The organism is Escherichia sp. MOD1-EC5950, assembly GCF_002965345.1.
In the GTDB taxonomy this organism is placed as follows: domain Bacteria; phylum Pseudomonadota; class Gammaproteobacteria; order Enterobacterales; family Enterobacteriaceae; genus Escherichia; species Escherichia marmotae.
Window position 1 is genome coordinate 109,055 of sequence record NZ_PTSR01000002.1, and the last position, 18,300, is coordinate 127,354.

The 18,300-nt window shown below is 50.3% G+C and carries 20 protein-coding genes and 2 pseudogenes; 14 read left to right on the top strand and 8 right to left on the bottom strand.

Annotated elements, in window-relative coordinates; translation table 11 throughout:
• Positions 1–154: 154 nt before the first annotated feature.
• Genes BEA93_RS02735 through BEA93_RS02745 form a run of 3 tightly spaced genes read left to right on the top strand, consistent with a single transcriptional unit; the run spans position 155 to position 3,263 of the window.
• The gene (locus tag BEA93_RS02735) at positions 155–391 is read left to right on the top strand and encodes a DUF1656 domain-containing protein (protein WP_000670973.1); all 237 of its coding nucleotides are present in this window, start codon (positions 155–157) and stop codon (positions 389–391) included.
• 2 nt (positions 392–393) lie between these two features.
• Positions 394–1,251, top strand: a complete 858-nt coding sequence (locus BEA93_RS02740; RefSeq protein WP_105224319.1) for an efflux RND transporter periplasmic adaptor subunit — start codon at positions 394–396, stop codon at positions 1,249–1,251.
• Positions 1,251–3,263, top strand: a complete 2,013-nt coding sequence (locus tag BEA93_RS02745) for an FUSC family protein (RefSeq protein ID WP_105224318.1) — start codon at positions 1,251–1,253, stop codon at positions 3,261–3,263. The genes BEA93_RS02740 and BEA93_RS02745 overlap by 1 nt, the downstream gene beginning before the upstream one ends.
• On the opposite strand, the gene sodC is transcribed toward BEA93_RS02745, so the two are convergent.
• The 3 genes from sodC to BEA93_RS02760 all read right to left on the bottom strand — a co-directional run bounded on the left by sodC (position 3,260) and on the right by BEA93_RS02760 (position 5,045).
• Positions 3,260–3,781: a superoxide dismutase [Cu-Zn] SodC gene (gene sodC, locus BEA93_RS02750; protein ID WP_000819798.1), complete on the bottom strand. Its 522-nt coding sequence runs from the start codon at positions 3,779–3,781 to the stop codon at positions 3,260–3,262. The two genes, BEA93_RS02745 and sodC, sit on opposite strands and share 4 nt — an antisense overlap.
• 79 nt (positions 3,782–3,860) lie before the next feature.
• Complete coding sequence (locus BEA93_RS02755) at positions 3,861–4,757, bottom strand: aldo/keto reductase (protein ID WP_000250649.1); 897 nt, start codon at positions 4,755–4,757, stop codon at positions 3,861–3,863.
• A gap of 48 nt (positions 4,758–4,805) precedes the next feature.
• Positions 4,806–5,045, bottom strand: coding sequence for a DUF1289 domain-containing protein (locus BEA93_RS02760; protein WP_024191872.1), 240 nt, complete (start codon positions 5,043–5,045; stop codon positions 4,806–4,808).
• A gap of 102 nt (positions 5,046–5,147) precedes the next feature.
• Here BEA93_RS02760 and nemR point away from each other — a divergent pair, with 102 nt between their 5' ends.
• The 6 genes and pseudogenes from nemR to BEA93_RS25535 all read left to right on the top strand — a co-directional run.
• A complete protein-coding gene (gene nemR, locus BEA93_RS02765) occupies positions 5,148–5,747 on the top strand; it encodes a DNA-binding transcriptional regulator NemR (RefSeq protein WP_061091132.1) in 600 nt (199 codons plus the stop codon).
• Between the two features lie 41 nt (positions 5,748–5,788).
• Positions 5,789–6,886 (top strand): N-ethylmaleimide reductase, encoded by a 1,098-nt coding sequence (gene nemA / locus BEA93_RS02770; protein ID WP_000093624.1) that lies wholly within the window; start codon positions 5,789–5,791, stop codon positions 6,884–6,886.
• A gap of 80 nt (positions 6,887–6,966) precedes the next feature.
• Entirely contained in the window at positions 6,967–7,374 is a 408-nt protein-coding gene (gene gloA / locus BEA93_RS02775; RefSeq protein WP_001237802.1) for a lactoylglutathione lyase, read from the top strand.
• Positions 7,375–7,476: 102 nt separating this feature from the next.
• Positions 7,477–8,124, top strand: a complete 648-nt coding sequence (rnt, locus tag BEA93_RS02780; RefSeq protein WP_001282288.1) for a ribonuclease T — start codon at positions 7,477–7,479, stop codon at positions 8,122–8,124.
• A 95-nt stretch (positions 8,125–8,219) separates the two neighbouring features.
• Positions 8,220–8,339: pseudogene (locus BEA93_RS26285) on the top strand (hypothetical protein); the annotation flags it as partial.
• Positions 8,328–8,591 (top strand): annotated as a pseudogene (locus BEA93_RS25535) (ATP-dependent helicase); the annotation flags it as partial. The pseudogenes BEA93_RS26285 and BEA93_RS25535, both read left to right, overlap by 12 nt.
• Positions 8,592–8,639: 48 nt before the next feature.
• Here BEA93_RS25535 and grxD read toward each other — a convergent pair.
• Positions 8,640–8,987, bottom strand: coding sequence for a monothiol glutaredoxin 4 (gene grxD / locus BEA93_RS02790; protein ID WP_000108172.1), 348 nt, complete (start codon positions 8,985–8,987; stop codon positions 8,640–8,642).
• A 334-nt stretch (positions 8,988–9,321) separates the two neighbouring features.
• Here grxD and mepH point away from each other — a divergent pair, with 334 nt between their 5' ends.
• Both mepH and sodB read left to right on the top strand, forming a co-directional pair.
• Positions 9,322–10,149 carry a peptidoglycan DD-endopeptidase MepH gene (gene mepH / locus BEA93_RS02795; RefSeq protein ID WP_038354310.1) on the top strand — a complete coding sequence of 276 codons (828 nt, stop codon included), beginning with the start codon at positions 9,322–9,324 and terminating at the stop codon, positions 10,147–10,149.
• A 127-nt stretch (positions 10,150–10,276) separates the two neighbouring features.
• Complete coding sequence (sodB, locus tag BEA93_RS02800; protein ID WP_000007276.1) at positions 10,277–10,858, top strand: superoxide dismutase [Fe]; 582 nt, start codon at positions 10,277–10,279, stop codon at positions 10,856–10,858.
• 146 nt (positions 10,859–11,004) lie between these two features.
• On the opposite strand, the gene BEA93_RS02805 is transcribed toward sodB, so the two are convergent.
• Positions 11,005–12,174, bottom strand: a complete 1,170-nt coding sequence (locus BEA93_RS02805; RefSeq protein WP_000701022.1) for an MFS transporter — start codon at positions 12,172–12,174, stop codon at positions 11,005–11,007.
• Between the two features lie 165 nt (positions 12,175–12,339).
• The gene (gene cydH, locus BEA93_RS02810; protein WP_000102278.1) at positions 12,340–12,429 is read right to left on the bottom strand and encodes a cytochrome bd-I accessory subunit CydH; all 90 of its coding nucleotides are present in this window, start codon (positions 12,427–12,429) and stop codon (positions 12,340–12,342) included.
• A gap of 298 nt (positions 12,430–12,727) precedes the next feature.
• On the opposite strand from cydH, the gene purR reads away from it, so the two are divergent.
• Positions 12,728–13,753, top strand: a complete 1,026-nt coding sequence (purR, locus tag BEA93_RS02820; RefSeq protein WP_000190977.1) for an HTH-type transcriptional repressor PurR — start codon at positions 12,728–12,730, stop codon at positions 13,751–13,753.
• On the opposite strand, the gene punR is transcribed toward purR, so the two are convergent.
• Positions 13,750–14,682 (bottom strand): DNA-binding transcriptional activator PunR, encoded by a 933-nt coding sequence (punR, locus tag BEA93_RS02825; RefSeq protein ID WP_000269487.1) that lies wholly within the window; start codon positions 14,680–14,682, stop codon positions 13,750–13,752. The genes purR and punR overlap by 4 nt on opposite strands.
• A 112-nt stretch (positions 14,683–14,794) precedes the next feature.
• On the opposite strand from punR, the gene punC reads away from it, so the two are divergent.
• Together punC and cfa are read left to right on the top strand one after the other, a co-directional pair.
• Entirely contained in the window at positions 14,795–16,006 is a 1,212-nt protein-coding gene (gene punC / locus BEA93_RS02830) for a purine nucleoside transporter PunC (protein ID WP_016261990.1), read from the top strand.
• A 290-nt stretch (positions 16,007–16,296) separates the two neighbouring features.
• Positions 16,297–17,445, top strand: a complete 1,149-nt coding sequence (cfa, locus tag BEA93_RS02835) for a cyclopropane fatty acyl phospholipid synthase (RefSeq protein ID WP_000098885.1) — start codon at positions 16,297–16,299, stop codon at positions 17,443–17,445.
• Between the two features lie 59 nt (positions 17,446–17,504).
• On the opposite strand, the gene BEA93_RS02840 is transcribed toward cfa, so the two are convergent.
• Complete coding sequence (locus tag BEA93_RS02840) at positions 17,505–18,131, bottom strand: riboflavin synthase (protein WP_000493961.1); 627 nt, start codon at positions 18,129–18,131, stop codon at positions 17,505–17,507.
• Positions 18,132–18,300 lie beyond the last annotated feature (169 nt).

Below are 18,300 nucleotides of genomic sequence, written 5' to 3' on the forward strand. Positions count from 1 at the left end.
GAATAGTGTGCAGCAATTGTATTGCTAAAACAAATGTATTGCTGCATTTGCTTACCATCAGACATGCTTTTCAGAAATAGCGAGTAACTTTCTCGCACATAAAGAATATTTATTAATCTAAAGCAATATATTCAGCCGTAAAGGAATCTATTTTGTGAAGTTTATGCATAGTGCAACAGGATTACCCTTACAAGATCTGGTGTTCGGTGCATCCATCTACTTTCCTCCGTTTTTCAAAGCGTTCGCGCTTGGATTTGTCATCTGGCTCGTTATACACCGCCTGCTTCGCGACAAAATCTACGCCGGAGACATCTGGCATCCCTTGTTAATGGATTTGTCGCTGTTTGCGATTTGCGTTTGCTTTGCCCTGGCAATACTGATTGCGTGGTAACTATGTCAATTAAAACCATTAAATATTTCTCAACAATTATTGTAGCGGTTTTTGCAGTTCTTGCCGGATGGTGGCTATGGAACTACTACATGCAGTCCCCCTGGACACGCGACGGAAAAATACGCGCAGAACAGGTTTCTATCACGCCACAGGTGTCTGGACGTATTGTTGAGCTGAATATAAAAGACAACCAGTTGGTTAACGCGGGTGATATTCTGTTCTCTATCGATAAAACGCCCTTTCAGATTGCTGTGCTTAATGCCCAGGCTCAGTTGGCAAAAGCGCAATCTGACCTCGCCAAAGCCAATAATGAAGCTAACCGTCGCCGCCATCTCTCACAAAACTTTATCTCTGCCGAAGAGCTGGATACCGCTAACCTCAATGTTAAAGCGATGCAGGCAAGTGTCGATGCCGCACAAGCAACGCTGAAACAGGCACAATGGCAACTGGCGCAAACGGAAATTCGCGCCCCGGTGAGTGGATGGGTCACTAATCTCACCACCCGCATCGGTGACTACGCCGACACCGGAAAACCACTGTTTGCTCTGGTGGACAGCCACTCGTTTTACGCCATTGGTTATTTTGAAGAAACCAAATTGCGCCATATCCGGGGCGGTGCGCCAGCACAAATTACACTCTACAGCGACAATAAAACGTTACAGGGTCACGTTTCCAGTATTGGTCGGGCGATTTATGATCAGAGTGTGGAAAATGATTCCAGCCTGATTCCCGACGTTAAACCTAACGTTCCCTGGGTTCGTCTCGCCCAACGTGTTCCTGTTCGTTTTGCTCTCGATAACGTCCTCGGCGATGTCACGCTGGTATCCGGCACCACCTGTAGTATCGCTGTAGGCCCGTAATGAACGTACCGCCATGGTCGCTGCACAATTTCCCCTGGTTCAGAGCCACGCTGGCGCAATGGCGTTATGCGTTACGCAACACCATTGCCATGTGTCTGGCGCTGACGGTTGCCTATTATTTAAATCTTGATGAACCTTACTGGGCAATGACCTCGGCGGCGGTGGTCAGCTTCCCCACCGTTGGCGGTGTCATCAGCAAAAGCATGGGACGTATTGCTGGCAGTTTGCTCGGAGCTATCGCGGCACTGATTCTTGCCGGACATACTCTCAACGAGCCGTGGTTTTTTCTGTTGAGCATGTCTGCGTGGCTTGGCTTTTGTACCTGGGCCTGCGCGCATTTCACGAATAACGTGGCCTATGCATTTCAACTGGCGGGCTATACTGCGGCCATTATCGCCTTTCCGATGGTCAATATTACTGAAGCCAGCCAGCTATGGGATATCGCTCAGGCACGTGTTTGTGAAGTGATTGTCGGTATTCTTTGCGGCGGCATGATGATGATGATCCTGCCGAGCAGTTCTGATGCCACCGCTCTTTTAACCGCACTGAAAAACATGCATGCTCGTTTACTGGAGCATGCCAGTTTGCTTTGGCAGCCCGAAACGACCGATGCCATTCGCACAGCACATGAATCGGTAATTGGGCAAATACTGACCATGAATTTGCTGCGTATTCAGGCGTTCTGGAGCCACTATCGTTTCCGCCAGCAAAATGCACGCCTGAATGCACTACTCCACCAGCAATTACGTATGACCAGCGTCATCTCCAGCCTGCGACGTATGTTGCTCAACTGGCCCTCACCGCCCGGTGCCACACGGGAAATTATCGAACAGTTACTGACGGTGCTCGCCAACTCGCAAACAAATTTTTACACCGTTGCGCGCATTATTGCCCCGCTACGCCCAACCAACTTAGCCGACTACCGGCACGTCGCCTTCTGGCACCGATTACGTTATTTTTGCCACCTTTATCTGCAAAGTAGTCAGGAATTGCATCGCCTGGAAAACAGCTCAGATGATCATACCAGGCTCCCTCGCGCATCTGGTCTGGCACGTCATACCGATAATGCCGAAGCTATGTGGAGCGGACTGCGTACATTTTGTACATTGATGATGATTGGCGCATGGAGTATTGCCTCGCAATGGGATGCTGGTGCCAATGCATTAACGCTGGCAGCAATTAGTTGCGTACTTTACTCCGCAGTCGCGGCACCGTTTAAGTCGTTGTCGCTACTGATGCGCACGCTGGTATTACTTTCGCTATTCAGTTTTGTGGTTAAGTTTGGCCTGATGGTTCAGATTAGCGATCTGTGGCAATTTTTGCTGTTTCTCTTCCCGCTACTGGCGACAATGCAGCTTCTCAAGTTGCAGATGCCAAAACTGGCCGCGCTGTGGGGACAACTGATTGTATTTATGGGATCGTTTATCGCTGTCACTAATCCTCCGGTGTATGATTTTGCTGATTTTCTTAACGATAACCTGGCAAAAATCGTTGGCGTGGCGCTGGCATGGTTAGCATTCGCCATTTTGCGACCGGGGTCCGATGCCCGCAAAAGCCGCCGTCATATTCGCGCACTGCGACGGGATTTTGTCGATCAACTTAGCCGTCACCCAACCCTGAGTGAAAGCGAATTTGAATCGCTCACTTATCATCACGTCAGCCAGTTGAGTAACAGCCAGGACGCGCTGGCTCGCCGTTGGTTATTACGCTGGGGCGTGGTGCTGCTGAACTGTTCACATGTTGTCTGGCAATTGCGCGACTGGGAATCACGTTCCGATCCTTTATCGCAGGTGCGAGATAACTGTATTTCATTGTTGCGAGGAGTGATGAGCGAGCGTGGCGTTCAGCAAAAATCACTGGCGGCCACACTTGAAGAGTTACAGCGAATCTGCGACAGCCTTGCCCGCCATCATCAACCCGCTGCCCGTGAGCTGGCGGCGATTGTCTGGCGACTGTACTGCTCGCTTTCGCAACTTGAGCAGGCACCACCACAGGGTACGCTAGTCTCTTAATTAATAACACCACAGGCATAGCGTTCACCGCCGCCGCCCAGCGGTTTTGGTTGATCGGACATATTATCGCCGCCAACGTGGATCATCAGCGCCTTGTCTTTAACTTCGTCGAGTGATTTCAGACGAGGCGCAATGACGGCATCGGTTGCTTTACCGTCATTGTTGACCACCAGCGCAGGCAGATCGCCTAAATGCCCTGCACCTTCTGGCCCTTCATGTTTACCGGTATTTTTGGGATCAAGATGTCCGCCTGCAGATTGCGCCGCAGTAGCTTTGCCATCTTTCGTTGCTGGCTGGCAGCTTCCTTTGGCATGAACATGGAAGCCATGCTCACCGGGCGGTAATGCTTTCAGATCGGGCGAAAATTCCAGACCTTTATCGGTTTCAGTAATCGTTATGCTGCCAATTGACTGCCCAATCCCCTGTGATGTGACGAGGTTCATCTCGACTTTTTCACTGGCGGCTTGCGCGCCGGTCGCAACAACCAGCGTCAGAATAGCCAGACTAAAACGTTTCATAAGACCTCCGCTCAATGTGCATACCTGAATAAGTGTAAACCAGTGACACATATTTGAACGGAGGCGATTCCGAAAGTGCTTACGGGACGTCGTAACCTAATGCCGCTTTACGGATACGGAACCACTGCTGGCGTGTCATTTTCAGGGATTCCGCTTCAACGGCGGCACGCACACGCTCAATTTTACCGGAGCCAATAATCGGCAGCGGCTGCGATGGCAGACGCAATATCCAGGCATAAACCACCTGCTCGATAGAACCCGCGTTTAATTCTTCCGCCACCACAGCAAGTTCATCACGTAGCGGCCTGAAATAATCATCATTAAATAAACGGCCACCGCCAAGACAAGACCAGGCCATCGGGCGAATACGCAGTTGTTGTAGTTGATCGAGCGTACCATCCAGCAACAACGGCTGATGCACCGGAGAAATTTCCACCTGATTAGTGGCAAGAGTAAATGGCAAACGCGATTGCAGCAGGGCAAATTGCGCAGGCGTGAAGTTCGATACGCCAAAATGGCGCACTTTGCCGCTCTGATGCAAATGTTTAAACGCATCCGCCACTTCATCGGCATCCATTAACGGGTCGGGACGGTGGATTAACAGTAAATCCAGATGATCGGTCGCGAGATTAATTAGCGACTGTTCGGCACTTTTAATAATATGGTCGCGATCGGTGATGTAATGACCAATAACGTTTTCTTCACGCGCAGTCGTCGCGATGCCGCATTTGCTGACAATTTCCATCCGTTCACGCAAATGCGGTGCCAGTTTCAGCGCCTCGCCAAATGCCGCTTCGCACTGATAGCCGCCATAAATATCAGCGTGATCCACGGTGGTCACACCGAGATCCAGATGCTCTTCAATAAAACTAACTAACTGGCGTGCGGACATATTCCAGTCCATCAGTCGCCAGTAGCCCATCACAAAACGGGAAAACTCCGGGCCTTGCGGCGCAATAGTAATACGCTGAACCATAATCGCTTCCTCTTATCAGATATGAGAGGAGTATACGCAAGATTGCTCTCAAAAGAGTGATGGTTGCTCTGGTTCGTCTGATGACGTTGGCCTGTTCGCGCGTAATTTACGCATAAGTCGTTGTCGGCAAAGTCGCAGAACCTCCTGTTTTTCACCATCACTCATTTTATTCCAGTTAAAACGCTCATCCCGGCTACGAAAACAGCCACGGCAAAATCCGCGTTCGTCAGACTGGCAAATTCCCCGGCATGGGCTCTGGACGGGAAAGAACTCTAATTGCTCCGCCACCTCGCCCTCCTTATATAAGATTATTACCACTATTGAAGCTGTTAATGCCCAAAGTAGCAACTTTGCTTGCACTAGACCGACCGGTCTACTACACTCAAGCGCATGAACAAACATCCTGAACACGATACTCGCGAACACCTCCTGGCAACCGGAGAGCAACTCTGCCTGCAGCGTGGGTTTACCGGAATGGGGTTAAGCGAATTACTGAAGACCGCCGAAGTGCCAAAAGGGTCTTTCTACCACTACTTTCGTTCTAAAGAGGCGTTTGGTGTTGCCATGCTTGAACGCCATTACGCGGCATACCACCAACGACTGACGGAGTTGCTGCAATCTGGCGAGGGAAATTACCGCGACCGTATTCTGGCCTATTACCAGCAAACGCTGAACCAGTTCTGCCAGCATGGGACGATCAGCGGTTGTCTGACAGTAAAACTTTCTGCTGAAGTGTGCGACCTGTCAGAAGATATGCGCAGCGCGATGGATAAAGGTGCGCGCCAGGTAATCGCTCTGCTCGCCCAGGCGCTGGAAAATGGCCGCGATAGCCACTGTTTAACCTTTTGCGGAGATCCGCTGCAACAGGCGCAAGTTCTCTATGCGCTGTGGTTGGGGGCCAATCTGCAAGCCAAAATTTCGCGCAGCTCCGGGCCTCTGGAAAACGCGCTAACACATGTCAAAACCATTATTGCGACGCCTGCCGTTTAGCAGGCATTTTTTATTTTATCACCAGACGACCGGGAGTCTTTATGTCATCTGAAAAACTGTATTCCCCACTGAAAGTGGGCGCAATCACGGCGGCAAACCGTATCTTTATGGCTCCTCTGACGCGCCTGCGTAGCATTGAACCGGGTGATATCCCTACTCCGTTGATGGCGGAATATTATCGCCAACGCGCCAGTGCAGGTTTGATCATTAGCGAAGCCACCCAGGTTTCCGCCCAGGCAAAAGGGTATGCGGGCGCGCCAGGCATTCATAGTCCGGAGCAAATCGCCGCGTGGAAAAAAATTACCGCCGGTGTTCATGCTGAAAATGGTCATATCGCCGTGCAACTTTGGCACACGGGGCGCATTTCTCACGCCAGCCTGCAACCTGGTGGCCAGGCACCGGTAGCGCCTTCTGCACTTAGTGCGGGTACACGAACTTCTCTGCGCGATGAAAATGGTCAGGCGATCCGCGTCGAAACCACCATGCCGCGTGCGCTGGAGCTGGAAGAAATCCCGGGTATTGTCAACGATTTCCGCCAGGCTATCGCCAACGCCCGTGAAGCCGGTTTTGATCTGGTGGAACTCCACTCCGCTCACGGTTATTTACTGCATCAGTTCCTCTCTCCATCCTCCAACCATCGTACCGATCAGTACGGCGGCAGCGTGGAAAATCGCGCTCGTCTGGTGCTGGAAGTTGTTGATGCCGGGATTAAAGAATGGGGTGCCGATCGCATTGGTATTCGCGTTTCGCCAATTGGTACTTTCCAGAACACCGATAACGGCCCGAATGAAGAAGCCGATGCGCTGTATCTGATTGAACAACTGGGTAAACGCGGCATTGCTTATCTGCATATGTCCGAACCAGACTGGGCAGGCGGCAAACCATATACCGAGGCGTTCCGCGAAAAAGTACGCGCCCGTTTCCACGGCCCGATTATCGGGGCTGGTGCATATACGGTAGAAAAAGCAGAAACGCTGATCGGCAAAGGGTTAATTGATGCGGTGGCGTTTGGTCGTGACTGGATTGCAAACCCGGATCTGGTCGCTCGATTGCAGCGCAAAGCTGAGCTTAACCCACAGCGTGCCGAAAGTTTTTACGGCGGCGGTGCGGAAGGTTATACCGACTACCCTACGCTGTAATCCAACATTGCGAGCGGCGCAAAACCGCCGCTATACTAAAACAACATTTTGAATCTGTTAGCCATTTTGAGGATATAAAGATGCGTCTTCTTCACACCATGCTGCGCGTTGGCGATCTGCAACGCTCCATCGATTTTTATACCAACGTGCTGGGCATGAAACTGCTGCGTACCAGCGAAAATCCGGAATACAAATACTCGCTGGCGTTTGTTGGCTACGGCCCGGAAACAGAAGAAGCGGTAATTGAACTGACCTATAACTGGGGCGTGGATAAATACGAACTTGGCACCGCTTATGGTCACATCGCCCTTAGCGTCGATAACGCCGCAGAAGCTTGCGAAAAAATCCGTCAGAACGGCGGTAACGTTACCCGTGAAGCGGGTCCGGTAAAAGGCGGTACTACGGTTATCGCTTTTGTGGAAGATCCAGACGGTTACAAAATTGAATTGATTGAAGAGAAAGACGCCGGTCGCGGTCTGGGCAACTAATCTCCTGCCGGGCGTGAACTCATCGCGCCCGCATCTTTACTGCATCAGCGGGTAATATTTGTCATAATGCACGCTGCAATTTTTCCGTATTAAGAGAATCAGATGTCCGATAACGCTCAACTTACCGGTCTGTGCGACCGTTTTCGTGGTTTTTATCCTGTTGTGATCGATGTCGAAACTGCCGGATTTAACGCCAAAACCGATGCACTGCTTGAGATCGCCGCCATCACCCTGAAAATGGATGAACAAGGCTGGCTGATGCCGGACACCACATTACATTTTCACGTCGAGCCGTTTGTCGGCGCTAATTTGCAACCAGAAGCCCTCGCCTTCAATGGTATTGACCCGAACGATCCCGATCGCGGTGCAGTCAGCGAATATGAGGCGTTGCATGAGATTTTCAAAGTTGTCCGTAAAGGCATTAAAGCGAGCGGCTGTAACCGCGCCATTATGGTGGCGCACAATGCCAATTTCGACCACAGTTTTATGATGGCTGCCGCAGAACGCGCCTCACTGAAACGTAACCCGTTCCACCCTTTTGTCACTTTCGACACCGCGGCACTGGCCGGGCTGGCTCTCGGACAAACCGTATTATCAAAAGCCTGCCAGACCGCTGGCATGGATTTTGACAGCACCCAGGCGCATTCCGCGCTGTACGACACTGAACGCACCGCCGTGCTGTTTTGTGAAATCGTCAACCGCTGGAAACGACTGGGCGGCTGGCCGCTCCCTGCCGCTGAAGAGGTGTAATCGAGTCGATGCCTGATGACATGTAATGACTCAGGCATCTATAGTGAGGCTATTCCACGAATCATGCATGATATTCACGGGGAATAGCGTTAATTGTTGTTCCGGGAAGTCGCCACCTGGTTCTCGAACGCTGTCACGATGAAATTGGCGACTGGCGTATTATTTTACACTCCCCTTATGGGCGACGAGTGCATGAACCGTGGGCGGGGGCGCTGGTAGTCATTGCTGGCGGAAAATTGTTGCTCTACCTGGCACAAGGCGGCAAGAAGATGCTGGTATGGTAAGAAAAAGATGAACTGCTCCCCCCAGAAGTATTCCACGCACTGGCAACCGCACTACGCCGCGAACCACGGCTACGCTTTACATTGACAGAAGTGAATGATCAACCGGTACGGCAAACGCCGATGTTTACGCTGCTGCGTGAGGCGGGATTTTCCAGTTCGCCACAAGGGCTGGATTGGGGATAAAAAACACTGACGGATGCCCGTTAGCCTCCGTCAGTATTGCGGGACGGATTATTCCGCGTCCGGCTCTTCAGACTTGTATTTAGCGGCGGTTTCTTTGATTAGCTGCTGCAGTTCGCCACGCTGATACATTTCGATCACGATATCACAGCCACCTACTAGCTCGCCGTCCACCCACAACTGTGGGAAAGTCGGCCAGTTAGCGTATTTCGGCAGTTCCGCGCGAATGTCCGGATTCTGCAGGATATCAACGTAGGCAAAACGTTCGCCACATGCGGCAAGCGCCTGAACTGCCTGGGCAGAAAAACCGCAGCTTGGCAGTTTCGGTGAACCTTTCATGTACAGCAGGATCGGATTTTCAGCAATCTGGCGTTGGATTTTTTCGATAGTGGTGCTCATTGTCTTGCTTCCTCAAACTTCTTTACGGCAGTAATCTGACATTGTAGCGGGTCAGTGCGGCAACGGAAAATAACATTTTCATCACGCTTTTGCTATTTTATCCCTTTGCTCTATTTGTTGCATTTCAAATATTCGTTTCTTCGCTGTTGCGCTGCAAACTGGCGTATTTATGACCATTTCCAGCTTTCACTGCTGCATTTTTTTACGCTCACCGACGAAATATATTTTTTAACAATAAAAGCTATTAACTTTCTCTTCTTCTATGCATTAGAATCATCAAGTTTTGTAAATCAGACGCAGGCATGATAGACCTGCCTTAACAGAGGGACGCTCAGTGGCGCGGATAAACCGTATTTCGATCACGCTCTGTGCTTTACTTTTTACCACCCTGCCTTTAACACCTATGGCCCATGCTTCAAAGCAAGCCAGGGAGAGTTCTGCTACTACTCACATCACCAAAAAAGCAGATAAAAAGAAAAGCACGGCAACCACCAAAAAGACCAATAAAGCCAGCCAGAAAACAGCGAAAAAAGCCGCCAGTAAAAGTACCACTAAAAGTAGAACTGCTTCTTCCGTAAAAAAATCCTCCATTACCGCTTCTAAAAACGCCAAAAACCGCAGCAAACAAGTTGTGAATAAAACAGCGGCAGCCAGCTTTACGGAAAAGTGCACTAAACGTAAGGGTTATAAAACACATTGCGTGAAAGTTAAAAATGCCGCACCAGGAACCCTCGCTGACGCGCATAAAGCCAAAGTACAGAAAGCCACTACCGTGGCAATGAATAAACTGATGCAACAAATTGGCAAGCCATATCGCTGGGGCGGCAGCTCACCGCGTACCGGTTTCGATTGTAGCGGGCTGGTTTATTACGCCTATAAAGATCTGGTGAAGATCCGTATTCCACGTACAGCTAACGAAATGTATCACCTGCGTGACGCCGCACCGATCGATCGCAGTGAATTGAAAAATGGCGACCTGGTCTTCTTCCGCACTCAGGGTCGCGGAACCGCCGATCACGTTGGCGTGTATGTTGGCAACGGCAAATTTATTCAGTCTCCGCGCAGTGGACAGGAAATTAAAATCACTTCTTTAAGCGAAGATTACTGGCAGCGCCACTATGTAGGTGCTCGTCGGGTAATGACCCCAAAAACACTTCGCTAAAACTTTACCCTGTTGTTACAGCAACAGGGTAAGTTCATCTTTTGTCTCACCTTTTATTTTGCTACCCTATCCTCACGCACAATAAGGCTATTGTACGTATGCCAATTAATAATAAAGGAGAGTAGCAATGTCATTTGAATTACCTGCACTACCATATGCTAAAGATGCTCTGGCACCGCACATTTCTGCGGAAACTATCGAGTATCACTACGGCAAACATCATCAAACTTATGTCACTAACCTGAACAACCTGATCAAAGGTACTGCGTTTGAAGGTAAATCACTGGAAGAGATTATTCGTAGCTCTGAAGGTGGCGTATTCAACAACGCTGCTCAGGTCTGGAACCATACTTTCTACTGGAACTGCCTGGCACCGAACGCCGGTGGCGAACCGACTGGTGAACTGGCTGACGCTATCGCCGCTTCTTTTGGTAGCTTTGCCGATTTTAAAGCGCAGTTTACTGATGCTGCGATCAAAAACTTTGGTTCTGGCTGGACCTGGCTGGTGAAAAACAGCGATGGCAAACTGGCTATCGTTTCTACTTCTAATGCCGGTACTCCGCTGACCACCGATGCGACCCCGCTGCTGACCGTTGATGTCTGGGAACACGCTTACTACATCGACTATCGCAATGCGCGTCCTGGCTACCTGGAACACTTCTGGGCGCTGGTGAACTGGGAGTTCGTGGCGAAAAATCTCGCGGCATAATAACTGATGGCAAATGCAACATTGCCTGATGCGTTGCGCTTATCAGACCTACGCGGATGAGGCGTTAACACCACATCTGGCAAGATAAATCGCACTTTGCCTGCAAACTGTAACGCAGAAGGTTATCCTTCTGCGTTTTTGTTTTATTAGCTGTTGGCAACGCAAACTGCTTCAGGTTGTTTTCTGGCTGACATAAACACCAACAATAATGCCAGTCCCGCGACAATCGCCCCCATCACCGGCACAAAACTGTACCCCAGCCCACCGGAAATCACCGCACCACCAGCAGCCGCTCCCAATGCATTTCCAAGGTTAAAGGCACCAATATTCACCGATGATGACAGACCCGGCGCTTCGCTGGCGACTCGCATCACTCGCATCTGCAAGGGCGGTACGACCGCAAAGGTTGCCGCGCCCCACACCACCATGCTGATTGCCGCACCGAACTCATTACGGGCCAGGAACGGGATTGCCAGCATAATCACCATCAGCAGCAACAAAAATCCCTTCAGCGTGCCGTTGACCGAACGATCTGCCAGTTTACCGCCGAGATAGTTACCGATAGAGAATCCGACACCAATCAGCACCAGCATGGCTGTAACAAACACCGGCGTCGCGTGGGTGATACTTTGCAGCACCGGAGAAATATAAGTGTAGAGCGTAAACATTGCGCCAGCCCCCAACACCGTCGTCAGTAAAGCCGATAACACCTGCGGACGCAGCAGCACCGCCAGCTCTTTTTTCACTTCTGGTCGCGCCCCTGCGCCACCTTTCGGTAAAGAGAAGTACAGGCTAATCATCGAAATCACGCCCAACCCCGCCGTTGCCAGGAACGACATTCGCCAGCCAATAGTTTCACCCAGCCAGGTCGCCGCCGGAACACCGCCGATATTCGCCAAAGTTAAGCCCATAAACATGGTCGCAACTGCGCTGGCCTGTTTATGTTTTGGCACAACGCTTGCGGCCACAACTGACCCCAGGCCAAAAAATGCACCGTGATTCAGACTGGTCAAAATACGTGAAAGTAGCAGTGTCATGTAATCCGGGGCAATGGCAGAAAGTACATTACCAAGGGTAAAAATCGCCATCAGGAAAATCAGCGCGCTGCGGCGGGCACGATGAGAAAGTAATAATGTCATCAGCGGCGCGCCAACCATCACACCAACCGCATAGGCACTGATTAACATTCCGGCAGCAGGGATCGAGACATCCACACCGCGCGCAATGACGGGCAACAGGCCCATTGGCGAGAACTCCGTTGTCCCGATACCAAATGCGCCAATCGCCAGCGCCAGCAACGGATAGTTAATTTTCATGCCTAATCTCCACCTCTTCGCGTCATCACGCGATGTTCATCAAAGTGGCGAAAGCATGACATCAATCACAAAAGAATGAAAATAACAAAAAGAGAAAACACTTTTGCCATTTTGCTAACAAAGAGGAGAGAGATGCGAGGGAGAACGCGCTCCCTCGAGGGGAAATCAGTGCAGCGCGGCAGTCAAACCCACTGCCACGATCAAACCAAGAACGATAATGGTTGTTACCAATGAAAATTTAAGGTCGGTGCTCATCAAGTTTTCTCCTTTTTTATTACCACACAAAAAATGATATTACTCATTTTTACACAGTGTGATGAAAAAATCTCCCGGCATTTATAATGATAAGTGTTTTTACTACTTCCCCTTTTCATCAAGATCGGCCAAAATTCCACGCTTACACTATTTGCGTACTGGCCATTGACCCCTTCCTGACGCTCCGTGTCATTTTTCCGGCGTACCGCAACACTTTCGTTGTGCGTAAGGTGTGTAAAGGCAAACGTTTACCTTGCGATTTTGCAGGAGCTGAAGTTAGGGTCTGGAGTGAAATGGAATGGCAACAATAAAAGATGTAGCGAAACGAGCAAACGTTTCCACTACAACTGTGTCACACGTTATAAACAAAACGCGTTTTGTCGCGGAAGAGACTCGTAACGCTGTGTGGGCAGCGATTAAAGAATTACACTACTCTCCTAGCGCGGTGGCGCGTAGCCTGAAGGTTAACCACACCAAGTCTATCGGTTTGCTGGCGACCAGCAGCGAAGCGGCCTATTTTGCCGAGATCATTGAAGCGGTAGAAAAAAATTGCTTCCAGAAAGGCTACACACTGATTCTGGGCAATGCGTGGAACAATCTTGAGAAACAGCGGGCCTATCTGTCGATGATGGCGCAAAAACGCGTCGATGGCCTGCTGGTCATGTGTTCTGAGTATCCGGAACCATTGCTGGCGATGCTGGAAGAGTATCGCCATATCCCGATGGTGGTGATGGACTGGGGCGAAGCAAAAGCGGACTTTACCGATGCAGTTATCGATAACGCTTTTGAAGGCGGCTACATGGCCGGGCGCTATCTGATTGAACGCGGTCATCGCGAAATTGGCGTTATTCCTGGTCCGCTGGAGCGCAACACCGGCGCTGGCCGTCTGGCGGGTTTTATGAAAGCGATGGAAGAAGCCATGATCAAGGTGCCGGAAAACTGGATTGTGCAGGGTGACTTTGAGCCTGAATCGGGTTATCGCGCCATGCAGCAAATCCTGTCGCAACCGCACCGCCCTACTGCTGTCTTCTGTGGCGGCGATATCATGGCTATGGGCGCACTTTGCGCCGCTGATGAAATGGGTCTGCGCGTACCGCAAGATATTTCGCTGATCGGTTATGATAACGTGCGCAACGCCCGTTATTTTACTCCGGCGCTGACGACTATCCATCAGCCAAAAGATTCGCTGGGCGAAACGGCGTTCAACATGCTGTTGGATCGTATCGTCAACAAACGCGAAGAACCGCAGTCAATTGAAGTTCATCCGCGGCTTATTGAACGCCGCTCCGTGGCTGACGGCCCGTTCCGCGACTATCGTCGTTAATCATCCGTTGCGGGAGTCTCTTCCGGCTCCCGCAGCCATTCCTTATTCAGCGTCTCGCTATCACCGAGATACTCCAGCAGCCAGGTTAACGCAGGCGACATATCATTCTGCTGCCAGGTCAGACAACATGCCGAATCAGGGAATGGATTTTCCAGTTCTAATGCTACCCACTTCCCCTCGTTCAGCCACGGTTTAGCGAAATGGGTCGGCACCATGCCAATGCATAACCCGGCCGAGATACAGGTTGCCGATGATTCCCAGTCCGGGACAACCAGGCGCTTTTGGTTATCGAGCAGCCAGGTAATACGTTTGGGCAGCGTCCGTGACGTGTCTTCGCGCACCAGTGACGGCCAGTTGCGCAACGTATCATCGCTGAACGGCCCATTCATCGACGCAAGCGGATGGTGGCGGGCAACAACACAACTCCAGCTCAACATTCCCATATCACGGAAGGCGTAACGCCCACCTACCGGAATCGCCCGTGTCGCACCAATCGCCAGTTCCACACGTCCGTCGGAAAGCGCATCCCAGACACCGTTAAACACCTCCTGAAAAACCAGAAGTTCGACGTCATCAAAATGGCGATAGAAATCAACAATCATCTGCCGCGTGCGTTCTGGCCTGACAATATTATCTACCGCGATGGCTAACTGACCGCGCCAACCGTTCGCTATCTGCTGACATTGCTGGCGAGTGATCTGCATTTTTTTGACAACAGAACGCCCTTCTTTGAGAAACCACGCCCCGGCAGCGGTCAGTTCCACGTCACGATGACGCCTTTCAAAAAGCGGCACTGCCAGCCACTCTTCCAACTGACGAACGGTATAGCTGACCGCAGAAGGAACGCGATGCAACTCCTGGGCCGCGGCGCTAAAACTACCATTACGCGCCACCGCATCAACCACTTCGAGAGAATACTCAGACCACATAGTTTGCCTGCAAAATTTTTGAAACCAGTCATCAAATATTACCGTTTCACAACACGAATTTCACTCCCTACACTTTGCGACGGTGTTTAATTGAGAGATTTAGAGAATATACATGCAACCTGGGAAAAGATTTTTAGTCTGGCTGGCGGGTTTGAGCGTACTCGGTTTTCTGGCAACCGATATGTATCTGCCTGCTTTCGCCGCCATTCAGGCCGATCTGCAAACGCCTGCGTCTGCTGTCAGTGCCAGCCTTAGTCTGTTCCTTGCCGGTTTTGCCGCAGCCCAGCTCTTGTGGGGGCCGCTCTCCGACCGATATGGTCGTAAACCGGTGTTATTGATCGGCCTGACAATTTTTGCTCTGGGTAGTCTGGGGATGTTATGGGTGGAAAACGCCGTCACTCTGCTGGTATTGCGGTTCGTGCAAGCTGTGGGGGTCTGCGCCGCGGCAGTTATCTGGCAGGCGTTGGTGACGGACTACTACCCTTCACAAAAAGTGAATCGTATTTTCGCCACTATCATGCCGTTAGTGGGGCTGTCTCCGGCGCTTGCTCCTCTTTTAGGTAGCTGGCTGCTGGTCCATTTTTCCTGGCAGGCGATTTTCGCCACCCTGTTTGCCATTACCGTAGTACTGATTCTGCCCATTTTCTGGCTTAAACCCACGACTAAAGCACGTAATGATAGCCAGGATGGTCTGACCTTTACCGATCTGCTGCGTTCAAAAATCTATCGCGGAAACGTACTGATTTATGCTGCCTGTTCAGCCAGTTTCTTTGCCTGGCTGACCGGTTCTCCGTTCATCCTTAGCGAAATGGGTTACAGCCCGGCCGTCATTGGTTTAAGTTATGTCCCGCAAACTATTGCGTTTCTGATTGGTGGTTATGGCTGTCGCGCCGCGTTGCAGAAATGGCAAGGTAAGCAGTTGTTGCCGTGGCTACTGATGCTGTTTGCTGTCAGCGTCGTGGCAACCTGGGCGGCAGGATTCATTAGCCATGTTTCACTGGTCGAAATTCTGGTCCCATTCTGTGTGATGGCGATTGCCAACGGCGCAATCTACCCGATTGTTGTCGCACAGGCGTTGCGGCCCTTCCCACATGCAACCGGACGCGCCGCAGCCTTGCAGAACACTCTGCAACTGGGACTGTGCTTCCTCGCAAGCCTGGTGGTTTCCTGGCTTATCAGCGTTAGCACACCTCTGTTCACCACCACTAGCGTGATGTTATCAACTGTGGTGCTGGCCGCTCTGGGTTACATGATGCAACGTTGTAAAGAACGAGACTGCCAGAATCAAAGCAATGCCGAAGTCGCTCATAGTGAATCGCATTGATATATATCGATATCTTTATACTTAGGCCGCTAACAAAATTTTGTTGTATGATTGAAATTAGCGGCCTATACTAATTTTCAGTTGTTAAGATTACGATAAATATTATGTTTCTACGGGGACAGGAGTGTTCCCGGTTTACTATGGATGGTCATTTCGGCAAGGGTTCCTCCTTTCCCTCTGTTCTACGTCGGATTATAGACTCGCGGTTTTTTCTGCGAGATTTCTCACAAAGCCCAAAAAGCGTCTACGCTGTTTTAAGGTTCTGATCACCGACCAGTGATGGAGAAACTATGAGTTCATCGTGTATAGAAGAAGTCAGTGTACCGGATGACAACTGGTATCGTATCGCCAACGAATTACTTAGCCGTGCTGGCATTGCTATTAATGGCCCTGCTCCGGCAGATATTCGTGTTAAAAACCCCGATTTTTTTAAACGCGTCCTGCAAGAAGGATCGTTAGGGTTAGGCGAAAGTTATATGGATGGTTGGTGGGAATGTGACCGACTGGATATGTTTTTTAGCAAGGTCTTGCGCGCAGGTCTCGAAAACCAACTCCCCCATCATTTCAAAGACACACTGCGCATTGCTGGTGCACGCCTTTTCAATCTACAAAGTAAAAAACGTGCCTGGATAGTTGGCAAAGAGCATTACGATCTCGGTAATGACTTGTTTAGCCGCATGCTTGATCCCTTCATGCAATACTCCTGCGCTTACTGGAAAGATGCCGATAATCTGGAATCAGCCCAGCAAGCGAAGCTCAAAATGATCTGTGAAAAATTGCAGTTAAAACCGGGTATGCGCGTACTGGATATTGGCTGTGGTTGGGGCGGTCTGGCACATTACATGGCGTCTAATTATGACGTAAGTGTGGTGGGTGTCACGATTTCTGCCGAACAGCAAAAAATGGCTCAGGAGCGCTGCGCAGGTCTGGATGTCACCATCTTGCTGCAAGATTACCGGGACCTGAACGACCAGTTTGACCGTATTGTTTCGGTTGGAATGTTCGAACATGTCGGGCCGAAAAATTACGATACCTATTTCGAAGTGGTGGATCGTAATCTGAAACCGGAAGGTATTTTCCTGTTGCATACTATCGGCTCGAAAAAAACCGACCTGAATGTTGACCCGTGGATAAATAAATATATTTTTCCGAACGGTTGTCTGCCCTCTGTTCGGCAAATTGCTCGCTCCAGCGAACCGCATTTCGTGATGGAAGACTGGCATAACTTTGGTGCCGATTACGACACCACGTTAATGGCCTGGTATGAGCGATTCCTCGCCGCATGGCCAGAAATTGCTGATAACTACAGTGAGCGCTTTAAACGGATGTTTACCTATTATCTGAATGCTTGCGCTGGTGCTTTCCGCGCCCGCGATATTCAGCTCTGGCAAGTGGTGTTCTCACGTGGGATCGAAAGCGGTCTTCGGGTTGCACGCTAAATGTCATTCTATCGCCCCCGTTTTGGGGGCGATGTCATTTCAAATCAGGCTTCAGTATCTTATTGATTCAAGGCCTGCTCACGCATTGCCAGCACACGTTCTACTGTATCTACCACTGCCTGAGTTTGTGGATCGATTTCGATATTGACACGCGCGCCGAGTTTTTTCTTACCGAGGGTGGTACGTTCCAGCGTTTCCGGAATTAAATGCACACAGAAACGGGTCGACGTTACTTCGCCTACGGTCAGGCTAATACCGTCGATTCCGATAAATCCTTTATACAGGATATATTTCATCAACTGACTATCCTGCACTTTAAACCAGATCTGGCGATTATTTTCAGAGGTTAATATTTTCGCGACTTCGGCGGTGGTCATAATATGACCCGACATTAAATGCCCACCTATTTCATCACTGAATTTCGCCGCACGTTCTACATTTACCCAATCCCCAACCTGTAAATCGCCAAGATTGGTAATGCGTAACGTCTCTTTCATCAGGTCAAAACTGATATGGTTACCGTTGATTTCCGTCACGGTCAGGCAACAACCGTTGTGTGCTACAGACGCACCGGTCTCCAGACCATCAAGCATGTAGTCAGGTAACTCAACCACATGAGTACGAAAATTTGGTTTCTCGTCAATCGACACCAGTTTTGCAGTGCCCTGCACTATCCCCGTAAACATACTTACAACTCCTGAAATCAGTTAAGGCATTCTGTTCAGCACAATAGCAGGTGGGAAACACCCTTGCCAGTAAAGGGGGCTGAATGGTTATTTTTTCACTGGAGAATTAATAAATCCTCGCTACAATAGACTGAATTTCCCCTGCTTCTTCTTTTTGCTGCCCATTCAG

Bases quoted from the DNA above. Each gene is read 5' to 3' on its own strand.
- BEA93_RS02740 (WP_105224319.1), top strand. From the start codon at position 394: ATGTCAATTAAAACCATTAAATATTTCTCAACAATTATTGTAGCGGTT.
- BEA93_RS02745 (WP_105224318.1), top strand. From the start codon at position 1,251: ATGAACGTACCGCCATGGTCGCTGCACAATTTCCCCTGGTTCAGAGCC.
- sodC (WP_000819798.1), bottom strand. From the start codon at position 3,781: ATGAAACGTTTTAGTCTGGCTATTCTGACGCTGGTTGTTGCGACCGGC.
- BEA93_RS02755 (WP_000250649.1), bottom strand. From the start codon at position 4,757: ATGGTTCAGCGTATTACTATTGCGCCGCAAGGCCCGGAGTTTTCCCGT.
- nemR (WP_061091132.1), top strand. From the start codon at position 5,148: ATGAACAAACATCCTGAACACGATACTCGCGAACACCTCCTGGCAACC.
- nemA (WP_000093624.1), top strand. From the start codon at position 5,789: ATGTCATCTGAAAAACTGTATTCCCCACTGAAAGTGGGCGCAATCACG.
- gloA (WP_001237802.1), top strand. From the start codon at position 6,967: ATGCGTCTTCTTCACACCATGCTGCGCGTTGGCGATCTGCAACGCTCC.
- rnt (WP_001282288.1), top strand. From the start codon at position 7,477: ATGTCCGATAACGCTCAACTTACCGGTCTGTGCGACCGTTTTCGTGGT.
- grxD (WP_000108172.1), bottom strand. From the start codon at position 8,987: ATGAGCACCACTATCGAAAAAATCCAACGCCAGATTGCTGAAAATCCG.
- sodB (WP_000007276.1), top strand. From the start codon at position 10,277: ATGTCATTTGAATTACCTGCACTACCATATGCTAAAGATGCTCTGGCA.
- BEA93_RS02805 (WP_000701022.1), bottom strand. From the start codon at position 12,174: ATGAAAATTAACTATCCGTTGCTGGCGCTGGCGATTGGCGCATTTGGT.
- cydH (WP_000102278.1), bottom strand. From the start codon at position 12,429: ATGAGCACCGACCTTAAATTTTCATTGGTAACAACCATTATCGTTCTT.
- purR (WP_000190977.1), top strand. From the start codon at position 12,728: ATGGCAACAATAAAAGATGTAGCGAAACGAGCAAACGTTTCCACTACA.
- punR (WP_000269487.1), bottom strand. From the start codon at position 14,682: ATGTGGTCTGAGTATTCTCTCGAAGTGGTTGATGCGGTGGCGCGTAAT.
- punC (WP_016261990.1), top strand. From the start codon at position 14,795: ATGCAACCTGGGAAAAGATTTTTAGTCTGGCTGGCGGGTTTGAGCGTA.
- cfa (WP_000098885.1), top strand. From the start codon at position 16,297: ATGAGTTCATCGTGTATAGAAGAAGTCAGTGTACCGGATGACAACTGG.
- BEA93_RS02840 (WP_000493961.1), bottom strand. From the start codon at position 18,131: ATGTTTACGGGGATAGTGCAGGGCACTGCAAAACTGGTGTCGATTGAC.